The 14,981-nt window shown below is 65.4% G+C and carries 18 protein-coding genes; 12 read left to right on the plus strand and 6 right to left on the minus strand.

Features of this window, described 5'->3' with window-relative positions; genetic code table 11:
- Position 1 precedes the first annotated feature (1 nt).
- On the plus strand, positions 2 to 379 hold the full coding sequence (gene siaC / locus BLV15_RS07650; protein WP_090226199.1) for a biofilm regulation phosphoprotein SiaC: 378 nt from the start codon (positions 2 to 4) through the stop codon (positions 377 to 379).
- A gap of 14 nt (positions 380 to 393) precedes the next feature.
- A complete protein-coding gene (gene siaD, locus BLV15_RS07655; RefSeq protein ID WP_090226201.1) occupies positions 394 to 1,179 on the plus strand; it encodes a biofilm regulation diguanylate cyclase SiaD in 786 nt (261 codons plus the stop codon).
- Here siaD and BLV15_RS07660 read toward each other — a convergent pair whose 3' ends face one another.
- The 4 genes from BLV15_RS07660 to BLV15_RS07675 all read right to left on the minus strand — a co-directional run bounded on the left by BLV15_RS07660 (position 1,180) and on the right by BLV15_RS07675 (position 4,696).
- A complete protein-coding gene (locus tag BLV15_RS07660) occupies positions 1,180 to 1,695 on the minus strand; it encodes a gluconokinase (protein ID WP_090226203.1) in 516 nt (171 codons plus the stop codon).
- A 138-nt stretch (positions 1,696 to 1,833) separates the two neighbouring features.
- On the minus strand, positions 1,834 to 2,187 hold the full coding sequence (locus tag BLV15_RS07665; protein ID WP_090227404.1) for a hypothetical protein: 354 nt from the start codon (positions 2,185 to 2,187) through the stop codon (positions 1,834 to 1,836).
- Positions 2,188 to 2,283: 96 nt separating this feature from the next.
- Positions 2,284 to 4,143 carry an Lnb N-terminal periplasmic domain-containing protein gene (locus BLV15_RS07670; RefSeq protein WP_090226206.1) on the minus strand — a complete coding sequence of 620 codons (1,860 nt, stop codon included), beginning with the start codon at positions 4,141 to 4,143 and terminating at the stop codon, positions 2,284 to 2,286.
- Between the two features lie 61 nt (positions 4,144 to 4,204).
- Positions 4,205 to 4,696, minus strand: a complete 492-nt coding sequence (locus BLV15_RS07675; protein ID WP_090226208.1) for a DUF3015 domain-containing protein — start codon at positions 4,694 to 4,696, stop codon at positions 4,205 to 4,207.
- Positions 4,697 to 4,975: 279 nt separating this feature from the next.
- On the opposite strand from BLV15_RS07675, the gene BLV15_RS07680 reads away from it, so the two are divergent.
- The 5 genes from BLV15_RS07680 to bamJ all read left to right on the plus strand — a co-directional run bounded on the left by BLV15_RS07680 (position 4,976) and on the right by bamJ (position 9,590).
- The gene (locus tag BLV15_RS07680) at positions 4,976 to 7,396 is read left to right on the plus strand and encodes a Lon protease family protein (protein ID WP_090226211.1); all 2,421 of its coding nucleotides are present in this window, start codon (positions 4,976 to 4,978) and stop codon (positions 7,394 to 7,396) included.
- 181 nt (positions 7,397 to 7,577) lie between these two features.
- Entirely contained in the window at positions 7,578 to 7,919 is a 342-nt protein-coding gene (locus BLV15_RS07685) for a PA4575 family protein (RefSeq protein WP_090226213.1), read from the plus strand.
- Between the two features lie 159 nt (positions 7,920 to 8,078).
- On the plus strand, positions 8,079 to 8,567 hold the full coding sequence (locus tag BLV15_RS07690) for a TIGR00645 family protein (RefSeq protein WP_090226216.1): 489 nt from the start codon (positions 8,079 to 8,081) through the stop codon (positions 8,565 to 8,567).
- A 45-nt stretch (positions 8,568 to 8,612) separates the two neighbouring features.
- On the plus strand, positions 8,613 to 8,921 hold the full coding sequence (locus BLV15_RS07695; protein ID WP_090226218.1) for a DUF6482 family protein: 309 nt from the start codon (positions 8,613 to 8,615) through the stop codon (positions 8,919 to 8,921).
- Positions 8,922 to 8,972: 51 nt separating this feature from the next.
- A complete protein-coding gene (gene bamJ, locus BLV15_RS07700; RefSeq protein WP_090226220.1) occupies positions 8,973 to 9,590 on the plus strand; it encodes a BamJ family beta-barrel-assembly machinery protein in 618 nt (205 codons plus the stop codon).
- A gap of 38 nt (positions 9,591 to 9,628) precedes the next feature.
- On the opposite strand, the gene BLV15_RS07705 is transcribed toward bamJ, so the two are convergent.
- The gene (locus BLV15_RS07705) at positions 9,629 to 9,937 is read right to left on the minus strand and encodes a PA4570 family protein (RefSeq protein WP_245728149.1); all 309 of its coding nucleotides are present in this window, start codon (positions 9,935 to 9,937) and stop codon (positions 9,629 to 9,631) included.
- Between the two features lie 143 nt (positions 9,938 to 10,080).
- Positions 10,081 to 11,049, minus strand: a complete 969-nt coding sequence (locus BLV15_RS07710; RefSeq protein ID WP_090226223.1) for a polyprenyl synthetase family protein — start codon at positions 11,047 to 11,049, stop codon at positions 10,081 to 10,083.
- A gap of 241 nt (positions 11,050 to 11,290) precedes the next feature.
- On the opposite strand from BLV15_RS07710, the gene rplU reads away from it, so the two are divergent.
- The 5 genes from rplU (at position 11,291) to BLV15_RS07735 (ending at position 14,840) form a co-directional block, all read left to right on the plus strand.
- A complete protein-coding gene (gene rplU / locus BLV15_RS07715) occupies positions 11,291 to 11,602 on the plus strand; it encodes a 50S ribosomal protein L21 (protein ID WP_090226225.1) in 312 nt (103 codons plus the stop codon).
- 23 nt (positions 11,603 to 11,625) lie between these two features.
- Positions 11,626 to 11,883 carry a 50S ribosomal protein L27 gene (gene rpmA / locus BLV15_RS07720; RefSeq protein WP_090226226.1) on the plus strand — a complete coding sequence of 86 codons (258 nt, stop codon included), beginning with the start codon at positions 11,626 to 11,628 and terminating at the stop codon, positions 11,881 to 11,883.
- Positions 11,884 to 11,980: 97 nt separating this feature from the next.
- Complete coding sequence (cgtA, locus tag BLV15_RS07725; RefSeq protein ID WP_090226229.1) at positions 11,981 to 13,201, plus strand: Obg family GTPase CgtA; 1,221 nt, start codon at positions 11,981 to 11,983, stop codon at positions 13,199 to 13,201.
- 62 nt (positions 13,202 to 13,263) lie between these two features.
- Positions 13,264 to 14,394: a glutamate 5-kinase gene (gene proB, locus BLV15_RS07730; RefSeq protein ID WP_090227406.1), complete on the plus strand. Its 1,131-nt coding sequence runs from the start codon at positions 13,264 to 13,266 to the stop codon at positions 14,392 to 14,394.
- Positions 14,391 to 14,840: a CreA family protein gene (locus tag BLV15_RS07735; RefSeq protein ID WP_090226231.1), complete on the plus strand. Its 450-nt coding sequence runs from the start codon at positions 14,391 to 14,393 to the stop codon at positions 14,838 to 14,840. Before proB ends, BLV15_RS07735 begins: the two co-directional genes overlap by 4 nt.
- Positions 14,841 to 14,981: the final 141 nt, after the last annotated feature.

The raw sequence follows: 14,981 nt of genomic DNA on the forward strand, positions 1-14,981 counted from the left end.
AATGACTAATTTTTCCATCCCGGGCAGCCAGTCTTCCCCTTCCATCCAGTCCGACTGGGACAAGGGCATCCTGTCCATGCAGGGCGACTCCTACCCGGAGAATTCCTACGAACTGTTCCGCCAGGTGTTCGAGTGGATCGAGCGCTTCCTCGCCGAAGCCGGTCGCCCGTTGACCCTGGAGCTGCGCCTGCTGTACCTCAACACCAGCAGCATCAAGGCGATGATGGACATCTTCGACCTGCTCGAGGCGGCGCATGGCGAGGGCAAGCAGGTCGCGGTGAACTGGCATTACGACCGTCGCAACGAGCGCGTGGTCGAGCTTGCCGAAGAGTTCAAGGAAGACTGCAGCTTCCCCTTCGCGATCCTCAGTCACGACTAAGCAGGGTTCATCCTATGCGTGGACAAAGCGCGCTCGAGGAAATGATCGAAAAGTTGCTCGCCGACCCGCAGCACAAGGACCACGCGTTGCGCGATGCCCTGAACCTGCTGTGGGAGTCGCACAACGATCTGCTGGTGCGCATCGAGCGGATCACCCGGGTTTCGGACGGCTACCAGAGCATCGCTCGCGAGCGCGAGCTGAGCCTTTCCGCGCGCTTCGACAAGCAGTTGCGCCAACTGGAGAAGGTTGCGCGCATTTCCGACCGCTACCAGCAGATGATGCGCGACCTGAACATCGCGCTGAAGGAAGCCTCCACCCATGACGCATTGACCGGCATCGGCAACCGCCGGCTGCTGATGGAGCGCCTGCGCGACGAAGCCGATCGCGCCAAACGCTACGAGCGTCCGCTGAGCGTAGTGATGCTCGACATCGACCGCTTCAAGGCGATCAACGACGATTTCGGCCACGAGATCGGCGACCGCGTGCTGATCGAGATCGCCCGCGTCATGGAAGCCGAAGTGCGCGAACAGGACCTCTGCGGCCGCTGGGGCGGCGAGGAATTCCTGATCCTGATGCCGGAGACCGACGTGACCACCGCTGCCCAGGTGATGGAACGGGTGCGTGCCAGCATCGGCACCCTGGCGGTGCGGGTGAACAACGACCTGCTGTCGGTGACGGTGAGCGTCGGTGTCGCCGCGCTGCATGCCGACGAGAACTACTCCAGCACCATCAACCGCGCCGACGTCGCCCTGCTTTCCGCCAAGCGCAGCGGGCGCAATCGCGTCGAGGTCGACGCCTAGTCAGGCCTGAGCGTCGCCTTCCGTGTCGCGGTTGAGCCGCTGCAGGATGTCCGCGACGATCTGCTCGGGCGACGCGTCGATGTCCACCAGCAGCGCCTCGCCTTCCTGTGGTTTCTCCAGCGTCTGCAACTGACTGCGCAGCAGGCGCGGATCGAAGAAATGCCCTCCGCGACCGGCCAGCCGCTTGGCCAGCAACGCCTCCGAACCGTCGAGGAACACCCAGCGCACCGCGGGATCGTCGCCGCCGAGCGCATCGCGGTAGGCGTGCTTGAGCGCGGAACAGGCGAACACCCAGTCGCGCGCCTGGCCTTTCTTCTCATCGATCGCCGCCCGCAGGCTGGCCAGCCACGGACGGCGGTCGTCCTCGTCCAGGGGCACGCCGCGGGCCATCTTCGCCTTGTTGGCGTCGCTGTGGAATTCGTCGGCATCGGAGAACCCGCAGCGCAGGCGCGCTGCCAGTTGCGCTCCGATGGTGGTCTTGCCGCTGCCGGAAACGCCCATGACGATCACGATCATGCGCGGGTCGTCCGACGCGCGCGGATGAAGGGCGTGGAAAACGTGACGGCGTTGGCGTGGTTCATGGCGGGTCCCTGAAACGGCGAATGCCGACATGCTGCCAGATTTACAGCGCGTCGGCGGTCCGTTGGTCCTGTCTCAGTTGTGGCTCAGCGCCTTGGCCATGGCCTGGCTCTCGTGCTGGCGCCACGCGCGATCGCGGTCGCTGCCGATGCGCTCGAGCGCATCCTGGCGGTCCTCGCTGATCCGCTGCGCCTGGCATTGGTTGAAACCGTCGGACCAGCCGGTGGCGTAGGTGGCATCGGCGAGAAAGCGCGGCACATCCTTGCGGAATTCGCCGCTGATCGCCCCGGCTGCCTGTCGGCCGCTGCCGCAACCGTCCTGGAAACCGTCGGCGAAGGCCGGTGGATAGCCGGCGGCGAGCAGTTGCTCATGGGTGGTCTGGCAGCCCGCGAGGAGCAGCAGGGCGAGGAGTAGAGCGTGACGCACGATGGCCTCCGGCACCGTCGAAGAAGGGCGACGGGCAGAGGCATTGTCGGCGCGCGGGGGTGAGAAATTCGTCAAGAACCCGTGAGGCGTTCGTCATGATCAGTAGTGGTACCAGCGCAGCTCCAGCATCAGTTCGTTGCGTGGTTGGTCGAAGTGGCTGAAGTCGCGCTGCGCGGTGAGGCGCAGGCCTAGGTTGCGCGACAGCTCCCACTGCTGGTTGAGCGACAGCGCACGGCGGACCTCGCCGTTGTGAAAATAGTCGCCGCGCGCCTCCAGGCTCAGGTTGCCCAGCGCGTTGCGCCATAGCAACCCGGTGTCGAAGCCCAGTGCGGGGGCGATGAAGCCGGCGAAGTCCGGGTTGTTCTCCAGTCGCGTGGTCGCCAGGGCGAAGCCGAGCAGGTCGTCGCCCAGCGCCCAGCTGCCGCCGGCACCGCCGTTCAGCTGGCGCACCAGGGTCTGCTTGCCGTCGCGTCCGGCGACCCGCTCCAGGCCGGTGGAGACTTGCCAGGAGAGCGGCTGCAGCAGGCGATTGCGCGGTGTCAGCGAGCGAATGCTGGCCAGGTCCAGGCGCTGCAGTTGCCAGTGCTCGTCCTCGTACTGGCGCACGCGCAGGTCGAGGATTTCGATCTGTGCGCCGATCGGGAAGCCGGCGCCGTTGTCGTTCAGGTCGTGATAGGCCATGCGCAGGCCGTACTCGGCGAAGGCCTCGCCATCGCGGCTGCCGGCGCCGAGCTGCCAGGTGCGCGATTCGTGCCCGGTTTCCGGAAGCCCCGGCCGTTCGACCGTCAGCGCCGGCGGTGGCGTGCGGTTGATCGCCCTGAGCAGCGCGTAACTGCGCGCGGCGCCCACGTTGTCGCGCTCCTCGCCGGTGGCGCGGTAGCGGACCAGGCGATACGCGGCGTCCTGGACCAGCGCCCGGCGCTCGACGGGCAGGGCGGCGAACTGCAGATCGTCGAGGCGTTTCTCGTCGTCGGCCAGGCGCAGCGCCCATTCCCGCTCATCGTCCGACAGCGGTTCGGCGCGCGCCAGCAGTTCCTTTTCCCGCGAAGGGCGGTAGTCGATGCGCTCGACCAGGCCGGCCTCCTTGACCGCGCGCACGGTGTCGGTGGGGATCGCGGTGAGCGGGAACTGATTGGTCAGTTGCAGCCCGGGGCGCGCCACCTGCAGCAGTTCGAGCAGGCGGTAGGAGCAGTTCTCGTCGAAGAAGTAGTAGTCGAAGCGGATCTGGTTGAGCTCCCAGACGTGCTCGATCATCCGCGCGGTTTCCTGCGGCGTCAGGTTCAGCCGGTACTCCCAGAGGTCGCGGTTTTCCAGGCGGTTGTACTCGCTGAGCTTCTCCCGGTAGGGCACCAGGGAGAACAGGCCCGGATAGCCGCCGGCGAGGCCTTTCCAGGCGTAGAGGATGCTGTTGTCCATCCCCTCGATCATCGCGCCGAAGTTGAGCGCGTAGCTGAGCAGCGGGCTGCCCTGGTCATCGACGCCTTCGGGATCGATGCGCAGCAGCGTGTGGCCGAACATCGACGACGGGCTGTTCAGGTAGGCGGCCGGAAACACCAGCACCGCGCTATGCGGCGCGACGTCGGCGTACCAGGTGCGGAATTCGTCGCAGCTCGGCTGCGGCAGGTCGGTCAGTTGCAGCTTCTCGCGCAGCCAGCGGGTGCGCGCCGGGTAGCGGCACTGGGCGTGCCGGTCGCCGCTGGAGGTTGGTTCGTAGAGCGCGTCCAGGGTGGCGCGCAGCTCGGCCTGGGGATCGTGCTCGCCCTGGGCGGAGAGGAAGAACTTTTCGTCGTCGACGTAGCTGCGCCAGCCGCCGAGCGTCTTGCGTTCGTAATGACCGAGGGCCAGCCAGTAGTCGTCCGATGCCAGTTCGGCCAGGCGTTCGGGGGCTATCCGGGGAGCGGCGAGGGCGAAGGGTGCGCAGACGCACAGCAGCAGGCTCGACAGCAGGGCTTTACGCATCCGACTTCCTGTCTGGAAAGAGGCGCCCGCCCGAAGGGGCGGGCGGGGCAAGCATCAGGCGTCAGGCCTGTTCGACCACGTACTTGGACAGGCGCGGGTCGTTCTTCATGACTTCCAGTGTGGCCGCGTGGACATCCGCCGCGGTGGCATTGGCGTTGCTGAAGATCTGGTTGAAGTGCTCGTGGGTGACACTGGAGAAGTAGGCGCGATCCTCCGGCTTGATGCCGAGCACGACGGCGTAGCTGGTCAGCGCCTCGCCTTCGCCCTTGGCCATGTCCTCGGAGACTTCGTCGAGCATGCCGCTCAGGGCGATCAGCGACTTGCCGCCGTAGGTCAGCTTGCCGTCGGTGGAGCAGCCGTTGGTGCCGGAGGTCATGCCGAAGGTGGCGTTGCCGGAGGTGCCGTTGGTGATCGAGGCGACGATGTGCGAAGGCGTGCCGCGCTGGCCTTCGAAGAGCATGTTGCCCCAGCCGCAATTCGGGCCGCCGGGCGCTTCGGCCAGGGCGTTGAAGGAAACCGCAGCGAGCAGACTACCGAGCAGAATTTTATTCATGATTATTTCTCTACCGTATCGGAAGGATGGAACCGGGTTGAGCTGCACGACGATCGCTACGACGGGAAGGCGATCACCCTCGGGCAACACGGCGGAACCGTCGGAAATCCGACGGAGGCGCACGCTTTTGAGGTTAGCCGAGCGCTGCGGTTCCGTGCGACGGCAACTATCCGGTGGATGACGCGCGCCGGCCGGGCGGGCGCTTGCCAGTGTCGTCCGCCCAGCGCCAGAATGCGGGCGTCATTCCCCGCGGCGCGCGCCGCTCGAAAAGGATTCCCGATGCCCCAGCCCTTCGCTGCCGTGCTGCGTCTCGCGCCCGATGCGCTAACCCGTCCGTTCGCTCCCGATCAGTTCAACTTCACCACCACCGATGACCTGGAGCCGTTCCGCGGCGTGCTCGGGCAGGAACGTGCCGTCGAAGCACTGCAGTTCGGCGTCGCCATGCCGCGTGCCGGCTACAACGTGTTCGTCATGGGCGAACCCGGCACCGGTCGCTTTTCCTTCGTCCAGCGCTACCTGAAGGCCGAGGCCAAGCGCCTGGAAACGCCGGCCGATTGGGTGTACGTCAACCATTTCGACGAACCGCGCGAGCCGCGCGTGCTGCAGCTGCCGCCAGGCAGTGCGGACGCCTTCATCGGCGACCTCGACCACTTGATCGACAACCTGCTGGCGACCTTTCCCGCGGTCTTCGAGCACCCCGCCTACCAGCAGAAGAAGAGCGCCATCGACCGCGCCTTCAACCAGCGCTACGACCGCGCCCTGGACGTCATCGAGCGGCTGTCGCTGGAGAAGGACATCGCCCTCTACCGCGACAACACCAACATCGCCTTCACCCCGATGAAGGATGGCAAGGCACTGGACGAGGCCGAGTTCGCCCAGTTGCCGGAAGCCGAGCGCGAGCGCTATCACCAGGACATCTCCGAGCTGGAGGAGCGCCTCAACGAGGAGCTCGCCAGCCTGCCGCAGTGGAAGCGCGAGTCGAGCAACCAGCTGCGCCAGCTCAATGAGGAAACCATCACCCTGGCGCTGCAGCCGGTGCTTGCGCCGCTGTCGGAGAAGTACGCCGAGAACGCCGGTGTCTGCGCCTATCTGCAGGCGATGCAGGTCGATCTGCTGAAGACCGTGGTCGATCAACTGATCGACGACAACCGTACCGACGCGCAGCGCCGCCAGGGCCTGGAAGACCAGTACAGCCCCAGCCTGGTGGTGGCGCACCACGCCAACGGCGGCGCCCCGGTGGTGTTCGAGCCGCATCCGACCTACGACAACCTGTTCGGCCGCATCGAGTACGGCACCGATCAGGGCGCGCTCTACACCAGCTACCGCCAGTTGCGCCCGGGCGCGCTGCACCGCGCCAACGGCGGCTTCCTGGTGCTGGAAGCGGAAAAGATGCTCAGCGAGCCCTTCGTCTGGGAGGCGCTCAAGCGCGCCATGCATTCGCGCCAGCTGAAGATGGAATCGCCTCTGGCCGAGCTTGGCCGGCTGGCCACGGTGACCCTGGCGCCGCAGGTGATCCCGCTGCAGCTCAAGGTGATCATCATCGGTTCGCGCCAGCTCTACTACACGCTGCAGGACGTCGATCCGGACTTCCAGGAGATGTTCCGCGTGCTGGTCGACTTCGACGAGGACATCATGCTCGCCGACGAGAGCCTCGAGCAGTTCGCCCAGTTGCTCAAGACGCGCACCTCGGAAGAAGGTCTCGCGCCGCTGACCGCTGCCGCCGTCGCGCGCCTGGCGACCTACAGCGCGCGCCTCGCCGAGCACCAGGGTCGGCTCTCGGCGAAGATCGGCGACCTGTTCCAGCTGGTCAGCGAGGCCGACTTCATCCGTCAACTGGCCGGTGAGGCGACCACCGACGCCGGCCACATCGAGCGCGCGCTGCGCGCCAAGGCGACGCGCACCGGGCGGGTCTCGGCGCGGATTCTCGACGACATGCTCGCCGGGATCATCCTCATCGATACCGAAGGCGCGGCCATCGGCAAGTGCAACGGGCTCACGGTGCTGGAGGTCGGCGATTCGGCATTCGGCGTGCCGGCGCGGATCTCCGCCACGGTCTACCCGGGCGGCAGCGGCATCGTCGACATCGAGCGCGAGGTCAACCTCGGCCAGCCGATCCACTCCAAGGGCGTGATGATCCTCACCGGCTACCTGGGCAGCCGCTACGCCCAGGAATTTCCCCTGGAAATCTCCGCCAGCATCGCCCTGGAACAGTCCTACGGCTATGTTGACGGCGACAGCGCTTCGCTCGGCGAGGTCTGCACGCTGATATCCGCGCTCTCGAGGACTCCGCTCAAGCAGTGCTTCGCCATCACCGGGTCGATCAACCAGTTCGGCGAGGTGCAGGCGGTCGGCGGGGTCAACGAGAAGATCGAGGGCTTCTTCCGCCTCTGCGAAGCGCGCGGGCTGACCGGCGAGCAGGGCGCGATCATTCCCTACGCCAACATCGCCACCCTGATGCTCGACGAGCGCGTGCTGCAGGCCGTGCGCTCCGGCCAGTTCAACGTCTACGCGGTGCGCCACGTGGACGAGGCGCTGAGCCTGCTGCTCGGCGAGCCGGCCGGCTCGCCGGACGAGCAAGGGCGCTTCCCGACCGGCAGCGTCAATGCGCGCGTAGTCCAGCGGCTGCGGGAAATCGCCGAGATGGGCATGGAAGACGACAGCAAGGACGCCGCGGAGAAGGACAAACCGACGCAAGGCTGATCGACGTTCGGCTGTCTTGGGAATGCTCGGCGCAATTGCTGGTCACAGGATGAAGCGGCGACGGAGCTGTCCGTCGCCGTGCCGTCAGGGCCGCGCGGATAATCCGGCGGGCCGCTTCTGCGCCATGTGTTCACCGCTCGCGGTGTGTGGCAGAACCAAGGACCCAGCGAGGAACGCCGCCATGTCGCGCACCCTCTGCCTCACCCGGGAATGCCTGGGGATGACGACCCGCATCGAATGCGTGATCCGTCCCCTCAACGGCGACAACGGGCTTTGGACGCTTCTTTGCGCCGCCGGCGTGTCCGGCGCACAACCTTCCGCCATCAAGGTACAGGGGCCGTTCCACGGTCCCTTCGTCGCCGAGGGCGTGCTCGATGCCATTGCCGAATGCCTGGCCGTGCAGGGCTACGCCGTCTGCGAGGAACCGCAGATCTGGCGCCTGCACATGCAGGGCGAGCTGCGCAAGTTGACCCGGCCGCGCCAGTCTCAGGCGGGTAGCTACGCGCTCCAGCCGGAAAGCTGATCTTTTCCCGAGCTCTTTCGAGCGAAGCCGTTTCCGCTCCGCCGATTTCGTTCGTCCCGATAACCGCTCCCGGCGAGAAGCGAGGCGGCGCTCCGCACGCCTTGCCGCTGGCGCTTCGCTGGGTATACTCGCGGCATTTTTCGCGGAGCTGAGAACACCATGGAACGCTTTTTCGAGAATGCCATGTACGCCACGCGCTGGCTGTTGGCGCCCATCTATTTCGGCCTGTCGTTCGCCCTGCTGGCGCTGTGCCTGAAGTTCTTCCAGGAGGTCTATCACATCCTCCCGAACGTCTTCGAGAAGGCCGAATCCGATCTGATCCTGGTGCTGCTCTCACTGATCGATATGGCGCTGGTCGGCGGCCTGATCGTGATGGTGATGATCTCCGGCTACGAGAACTTCGTCTCGCAACTCGACATCGACGAGGGCAAGGAAAAGCTCGACTGGCTGGGCAAGATGGATTCCAGCTCGCTGAAGATGAAGGTGGCGGCATCGATCGTGGCGATTTCCTCGATCCACCTGCTGCGGGTGTTCATGGACGCGCAGAAGATCGAAAACGATAAGCTGCTCTGGTACGTGGTGATCCACATGACCTTCGTCCTGTCTGCGTTCGCCATGGGTTACCTGGACCGACTGACCAAACACTGATTTCTCCGGTCTCATGGCTATCGTCCCACCTGCCAGGAGACCGCGATGACCCTCGCCCAACTGCAGCAACTGGCCTTGGCCGGTGACATCCATGAGCTGAACCTGCTCTCGCTCGAGGGCGGTTTCTACGTCCTGCAGGCACTCACCGCCGACGGCAATGCGCGTCTCGAGGACGATCAGGGGCGCGTGTCGCACCTGCGCTCGCTGGACCACGCTCGCTTCGTGCTGCGCGAGGTGCCCGAGCTGCCGCTGTACCTGGTGCAGTTCTCCGCCTACGACGAAATGGTCGGCATGGCTCCGCGGAGCGAGTCGCCGCTCAAGGTGAAGGTCAGCGCTCGCGCCCTCGACGGCTGAGCGCGCGTGGCGGGTGTGGTAGTCTGCGGGCCTTTTTTACGGAGACAGCAGATGAGCACAGTTGACCTGAACAGCGACGAAACCCGCGTCAGTTACGGCATCGGCCGCCAGCTCGGCGACCAGCTGCGTGACAACCCGCCGCCCGGCGTGAGCATCGACGCCGTGCTCGCCGGTCTGACCGACGCCTTCGCCGGCCAGCCGAGCCGAGTCGACCAGGCCGCCATGGCTGCCAGCTTCAAGGTGATTCGCGAGCGCATGCAGGCCGAGGCCCAGGCGAAGGCCGACGCCGCCGCTGGCGAGGGTCGTACCTATCTTGTGGAGAACGCCAAGCGCGAAGGCGTGATTACGCTGCCTTCCGGGCTGCAGTACGAAGTGCTGACAGCGGGCGACGGCGCCAAGCCGACGCGTGAAGACAGCGTTCGCACCCACTACCACGGCACCCTGATCGACGGCAGCGTGTTCGACAGCTCCTACGCCCGTGGCGAGCCGGCCGAGTTTCCGGTGGGTGGCGTGATCGCCGGCTGGACCGAGGCGCTGCAACTGATGGGCACCGGCAGCAAATGGCGTCTGCACGTGCCGAGCGAGCTGGCCTACGGCGGGCAGGCGGCGGGCAGCATTCCGCCGCACAGTGTGCTGGTGTTCGACGTCGAGCTGCTCGACATCCTCTGAGTCGAATCCGCCGATGACCGTCCGCCGACGGTCATCGCTCAGGCAGGCAGGCGGCTGAGCAGAGCACCTTCGGATTCCCGGCATTGGCGCTTGCCGCAGCTGGCGCAGTTCAGTTCGCTATTGGGGCGCAAGGCCCGCGCGTAGCAGAACAGGAACAGGTTTCGCACCAGCTCCTTGACGATCATGGGTTCGCAGGAATTCAGGCCGGCCAGGTCGAGGTCGCCCTGATCCCGCAGCTCGTCGAGCGCTTCCTCTTCCAGTACCGCACAGACTTCCCCGGTTTCCCGATGCAGGATGCGCAGGTAGGGGTGCGGACGTTCCAGCCAGGCATCGATCAGATAGGTCATGGGGTCATCTCCGGTGAGTGGTTAGAGATGAGAATAATTCTTATTACAGGAATAGCAAGCGTCTATTTCACAATCCGCCATTCATGCGCATCAAACCCTTTGCAGGCGCGCGCTCGCGGGCGCGGTGTGATGAGCGGTTGGATTCAGTGCGTGCGGGCGACGGCGAAGCGGGTCAGTTCGACCAGTGCATCGCGATAGACGCTGGCGGGCAGCGCTTCCAGGCAGGCGATGGCGCGATCCGCGTGTTCGCGGGCGAGGCGGGCGGTGTAGTCGAGGGCGCCGGAGGCCTCGACGGCCTCGCGGATGCTGTCGAGGTCTTCGATGCCGCCTTTCTGGATCGCATGGCGCACCAGGGCGGCCTGCTCGGCGGTACCTTCGCGCAGGGTGTAGATCAGTGGCAGTGTCGGCTTGCCTTCGGCGAGGTCGTCGCCGACGTTCTTGCCGAGGGTTTCGGCGTCGCCCTTGTAGTCGAGCAGGTCGTCGACCAGCTGGAAGGCGATTCCCAGATGATCGCCAAACGTCTGCAGGGCTTCGCTCTGCTCGGGGCTCGCTTCGGCCAGGGCGGCGGCGCTGTGGGTCGAGGCCTCGAAGAGCATCGCGGTCTTGCCGCGGATGACTTCCATGTAGGTCTCTTCGGTGGTGCTCGCGTCGCGAATCTTCGAGAGCTGCAGCACTTCGCCTTCGGCGATCACGCGGGTCGCCTGGGAGATGATGCGCATGACCTGCATCGAGCCCAGCTCCACCATCATTTCGAAGGAGCGTGCATAAAGAAAGTCGCCGACCAGCACGCTGGGCGCGTTGCCCCACATGGCGTTGGCGGTCGAGCGGCCGCGGCGCATGCCGGACATGTCGACGACGTCATCGTGCAGCAGGGTCGAGGTGTGCAGGAATTCGATGGTGGCTGCCAGCAGGCGCAGCGAGTCGCCTTCCAGGCCGAGGGCCTTGCCGGAGAGCAGCACCAGCAGGGGGCGCATGCGTTTGCCGCCCGCGGAGATGATGTAGTCGCCGATCTTTTCCACCAGGGGGACGCGGGAGCTGAGCTGTTTACGGATGATTCCGTCGACAGCGGTAAAATCGTCCGCCACCACGTTATAGAAGGCCTGGGGTTGCATTGGCGAGTCGTACTCCTATGGATTGCGCGGCATGCTAGGGGCCGGGTCCGGCACTGTCAAGGCGAGGCCGGACGGTGCTTGCGCGTACAACCTGGCTTGCGTACAATCGCGCACCCCGAACTTCCCTGGGCATTTCCCTGCCTTACGCAATTGCCTGGTGTCTATCCGGCCCCAGGCAGCCATGCCAGCCGCCAACTCTTCCTACAAAGCGCTGGGTGAGCAGGATCAACGGAGATATTCCATGTACGCTGTAATCGTTACCGGTGGCAAGCAATACAAAGTCGCCGAAGGTGAATTCCTCAAGGTCGAGAAGCTGGAGATCGCCACTGGCGAATCCGTGACTTTCGATCGCGTTCTGCTGGTCGGCAATGGTGACGACGTCACCATCGGTGCGCCGGTAGTCGACGGTGCCAAGGTCGTCGCTGAAGTGGTCTCTCAAGGCCGTCACGATAAGATCCGCATCATCAAGTTCCGTCGTCGTAAGCACCACATGAAACGTCAGGGCCACCGTCAGTGGTTCACCGAAATCAAGATCACTGGCATTCAGGCCTGATCCCTTTTAGGAGGCTATGACTCATGGCACACAAAAAAGCTGGCGGTTCTACCCGCAACGGTCGCGACTCAGAAAGCAAACGCCTTGGCGTTAAGCTGTTCGGCGGTCAGGTCATCAAGGCCGGTAACATCATCGTGCGTCAGCGCGGTACCCAGTTCCACGCCGGTTATGGCGTTGGCATGGGCAAGGATCACACCCTGTTCGCGAAAGTGGCCGGCGTGGTCAAGTTCGAAGTGAAGGGCGAGTTCGGCCGTCGCTACGTGAGCGTCGTCGCGGCCTGATCGCGGCGTTGCTGAAGAAGCCCTGTCTTGCGACGGGGCTTTTTCGTTTCTGTATCCTATCGTTTTTTTCAGCCCGCCCGAGGGCGGGAGGCGTTCCATGAAATTCGTCGATGAAGTATCGATCGTTGTAAAAGCAGGTGATGGCGGCAATGGCTTGATGAGCTTCCGCCGCGAAAAATTCATCGAGAAGGGTGGCCCCAACGGCGGCGATGGTGGTGACGGAGGCTCCATCTATATGGAGGCCGACGAGAACCTCAACACCCTGGTCGACTACCGCTATACCCGTCGCTTCGACGCGCAGCGCGGTGAGAACGGTGGCAGCAAGGACTGCACCGGGCACAAGGGTGACGATCTGGTGCTGCCGGTCCCGGTGGGCACCACGGTCATCGATGCCAATACCCAGGAAATCATCGGCGACCTGACCAAGCCCGGCCAGCGGCTGCTGGTGGCGCAGGGCGGCTGGCACGGCCTGGGCAACACCCGCTTCAAGTCGAGCACCAACCGGGCGCCGCGGCAGACCTCGCCGGGCAAGCCGGGCGAGATGCGCGATCTCAAGCTGGAGCTGAAGGTGCTTGCCGATGTCGGGCTGCTCGGCCTGCCGAATGCCGGCAAGAGCACCTTCATCCGCTCGGTGTCGGCGGCCAAGCCGAAGGTGGCGGACTACCCCTTCACCACGCTGGTGCCGAACCTGGGCGTGGTCAGCGTCGGTCGCTACAAGAGCTTCGTCATCGCCGACATCCCCGGCCTGATCGAGGGTGCCGCCGAGGGTGCCGGTCTGGGTATCCGCTTCCTCAAGCACCTGGCGCGCACGCGCCTGCTGCTGCATCTGGTGGACATGGCGCCGCTGGACGAGAGCGATCCGGCCGAGGCGGCCGCGGTGATCGTCCACGAGCTGGAGAAGTTCAGCCCGTCGCTGGCCGAGCGCGACCGCTGGCTGGTGCTGAACAAGGCTGACCAGATCCTTGAGGAGGAGCACGAGGCGCGCGTCAAGGCGGTGGTCGAGCGGCTTGACTGGAAAGGCCCGGTGTACGTGATTTCCGCGCTGGAGCGCGAAGGTACCGAGGCGCTCAGCCAGGACATCATGCGTTACCTCGACGAGCGCACCATGCGCCTGGCCGAGGAGCCGGAGTACGCCGAGGCGCTGGCCGAGCTCGATCAGCGTATCGAGGATGAGGCGCGCGCCCGTCTGCAGGCGCTGGACGACCAGCGCGCCCTGCGCCGCGCCGGGCTTAAGAGCGCCGACACCGTCGAGGACGAAGACGACTTCGACGATGACGAGGATGACGGCGACGGGCCGGAAATCTTCTACGTGCGCTGAGGTTTCTCGGGAGCGGGATGGCCGGTCCTTTCCGCTGTGTGCATCTGGACTGGGATGGAATCATGCGGGACAAGGTGACCGGCGCGCAGCGCTGGGTGGTGAAGATCGGCAGCGCGCTGCTGACCGCCGACGGGCGTGGACTGGATCGCGCGGCCATGGCGGTGTGGGTCGAGCAGATGGTTGCGCTGCGGGCGGCGGGCGTGGAGCTGGTGCTGGTGTCGTCCGGCGCGGTGGCGGCGGGCATGAGTCGTCTCGGCTGGACGGCTCGTCCCAAGGCCATGAACGAGCTGCAGGCGGCGGCCGCGGTCGGGCAGATGAGCCTGATCCGCGCCTGGGAATCGAGCTTCGCCGAGCACGAGCGGCAGACCGCGCAGATCCTGCTGACGCATGACGATCTGTCCGACCGCAAGCGTTACCTGAACGCGCGCAGTACCCTGCGCACTCTGGTCGACGTCGACGTGATCCCGGTGATCAACGAGAACGACACGGTGGTCACCGACGAAATCCGTTTTGGCGACAACGACACGCTGGCGGCGCTGGTCGCCAACCTGGTCGAGGCCGATCTGCTGGTGATCCTCACCGACCGCGACGGCATGTTCGATGCCGATCCCCGTCTGAACCCCGGTGCCGTACTGATTTCCGAAGCCCGTGCCGACGATCCGGCGCTGGATGCCGTCGCGGGCGGCACCGGCGGCGCCTTGGGGCGTGGCGGCATGCAGACCAAGCTGCGCGCGGCGCGTCTGGCGGCGCGTTCGGGTGCCTACACCGTCATCGTCGGTGGGCGCATCGAGCAGGTTCTGGCGCGCCTCAAGGCGGGGGAGCTGCTCGGTACGCTGCTGGCGCCCGAGCGTGATCCGCTGGCGGCGCGCAAGCAGTGGCTGGCCGGCCAGCTGCAGACCCGTGGCACGCTGGTGCTGGACGCCGGTGCGGTCAAGGCGCTGCGCCAGGATCACAAGAGCCTGCTTTCGGTGGGCGTGAAGGCGATCCAGGGCAGCTTTCGCCGGGGCGAGATGGTGGTCTGCGTCGATCTCGAGGGGCGCGAAGTGGCTCGTGGCCTGGTCAACTACAGTGCGATCGAGGCGCAGAAGATACTCGGTCGCTCGTCCGACGCCATCGAGTCGCTGCTCGGTTACGTGAATGAGCCCGAACTGGTGCATCGCGACAATCTGATTCTGCTGAGGAGTGCCGAATGAAGTGCCTGTGGCTTGCTGTGTTCTTGGCAGTTCCCGCCCTGGCGGCGGCCGAGCAGATCGGCGAAGTCGCTACCGTCTTCAAGTGGGTCGGCCCCAACGACAAGATCGTCGTTGAGGCCTTCGACGATCCGAAGGTAGAGGGCGTGACCTGCTACCTGTCGCGGGCCAAGACCGGCGGTGTGAAAGGTGGGCTGGGCCTGGCCGAAGACCGTGCGGAGGCCTCCATTGCCTGTCGTCAGGTCGGCGCCATCCGCTTCAAGGGCGAGCTCAAGGATGGCGAGGAGGTGTTCAAGGAGCGCACCTCGCTGGTGTTCAAGAGCATGCAGGTGGTGCGTTTCTTCGACGAGAGGCGCAACACGCTGGTCTATCTGGTTTACAGCGACCGCATCATCGAGGGCAGTCCGCAGAATGCGGTGACCGCCATTCCGATTCTTCCCTGGAAGTGAGTCGATTAGTCTTGGCGTGAGCTCGTTGGGTGCGAGCTGCCCGCGTCGCGATCCATCCCGGGATGCCTCGAGCGACAGGGCGCTCGTTCAGGTGCAGCGCCTGTCTTCGCTCTGCTCGCAAGGGCTATGTGCACGGGCATA

This window comes from Pseudomonas kuykendallii (genome assembly GCF_900106975.1).
In the GTDB taxonomy this organism is placed as follows: Bacteria; Pseudomonadota; Gammaproteobacteria; order Pseudomonadales; family Pseudomonadaceae; genus Pseudomonas_O; species Pseudomonas_O kuykendallii.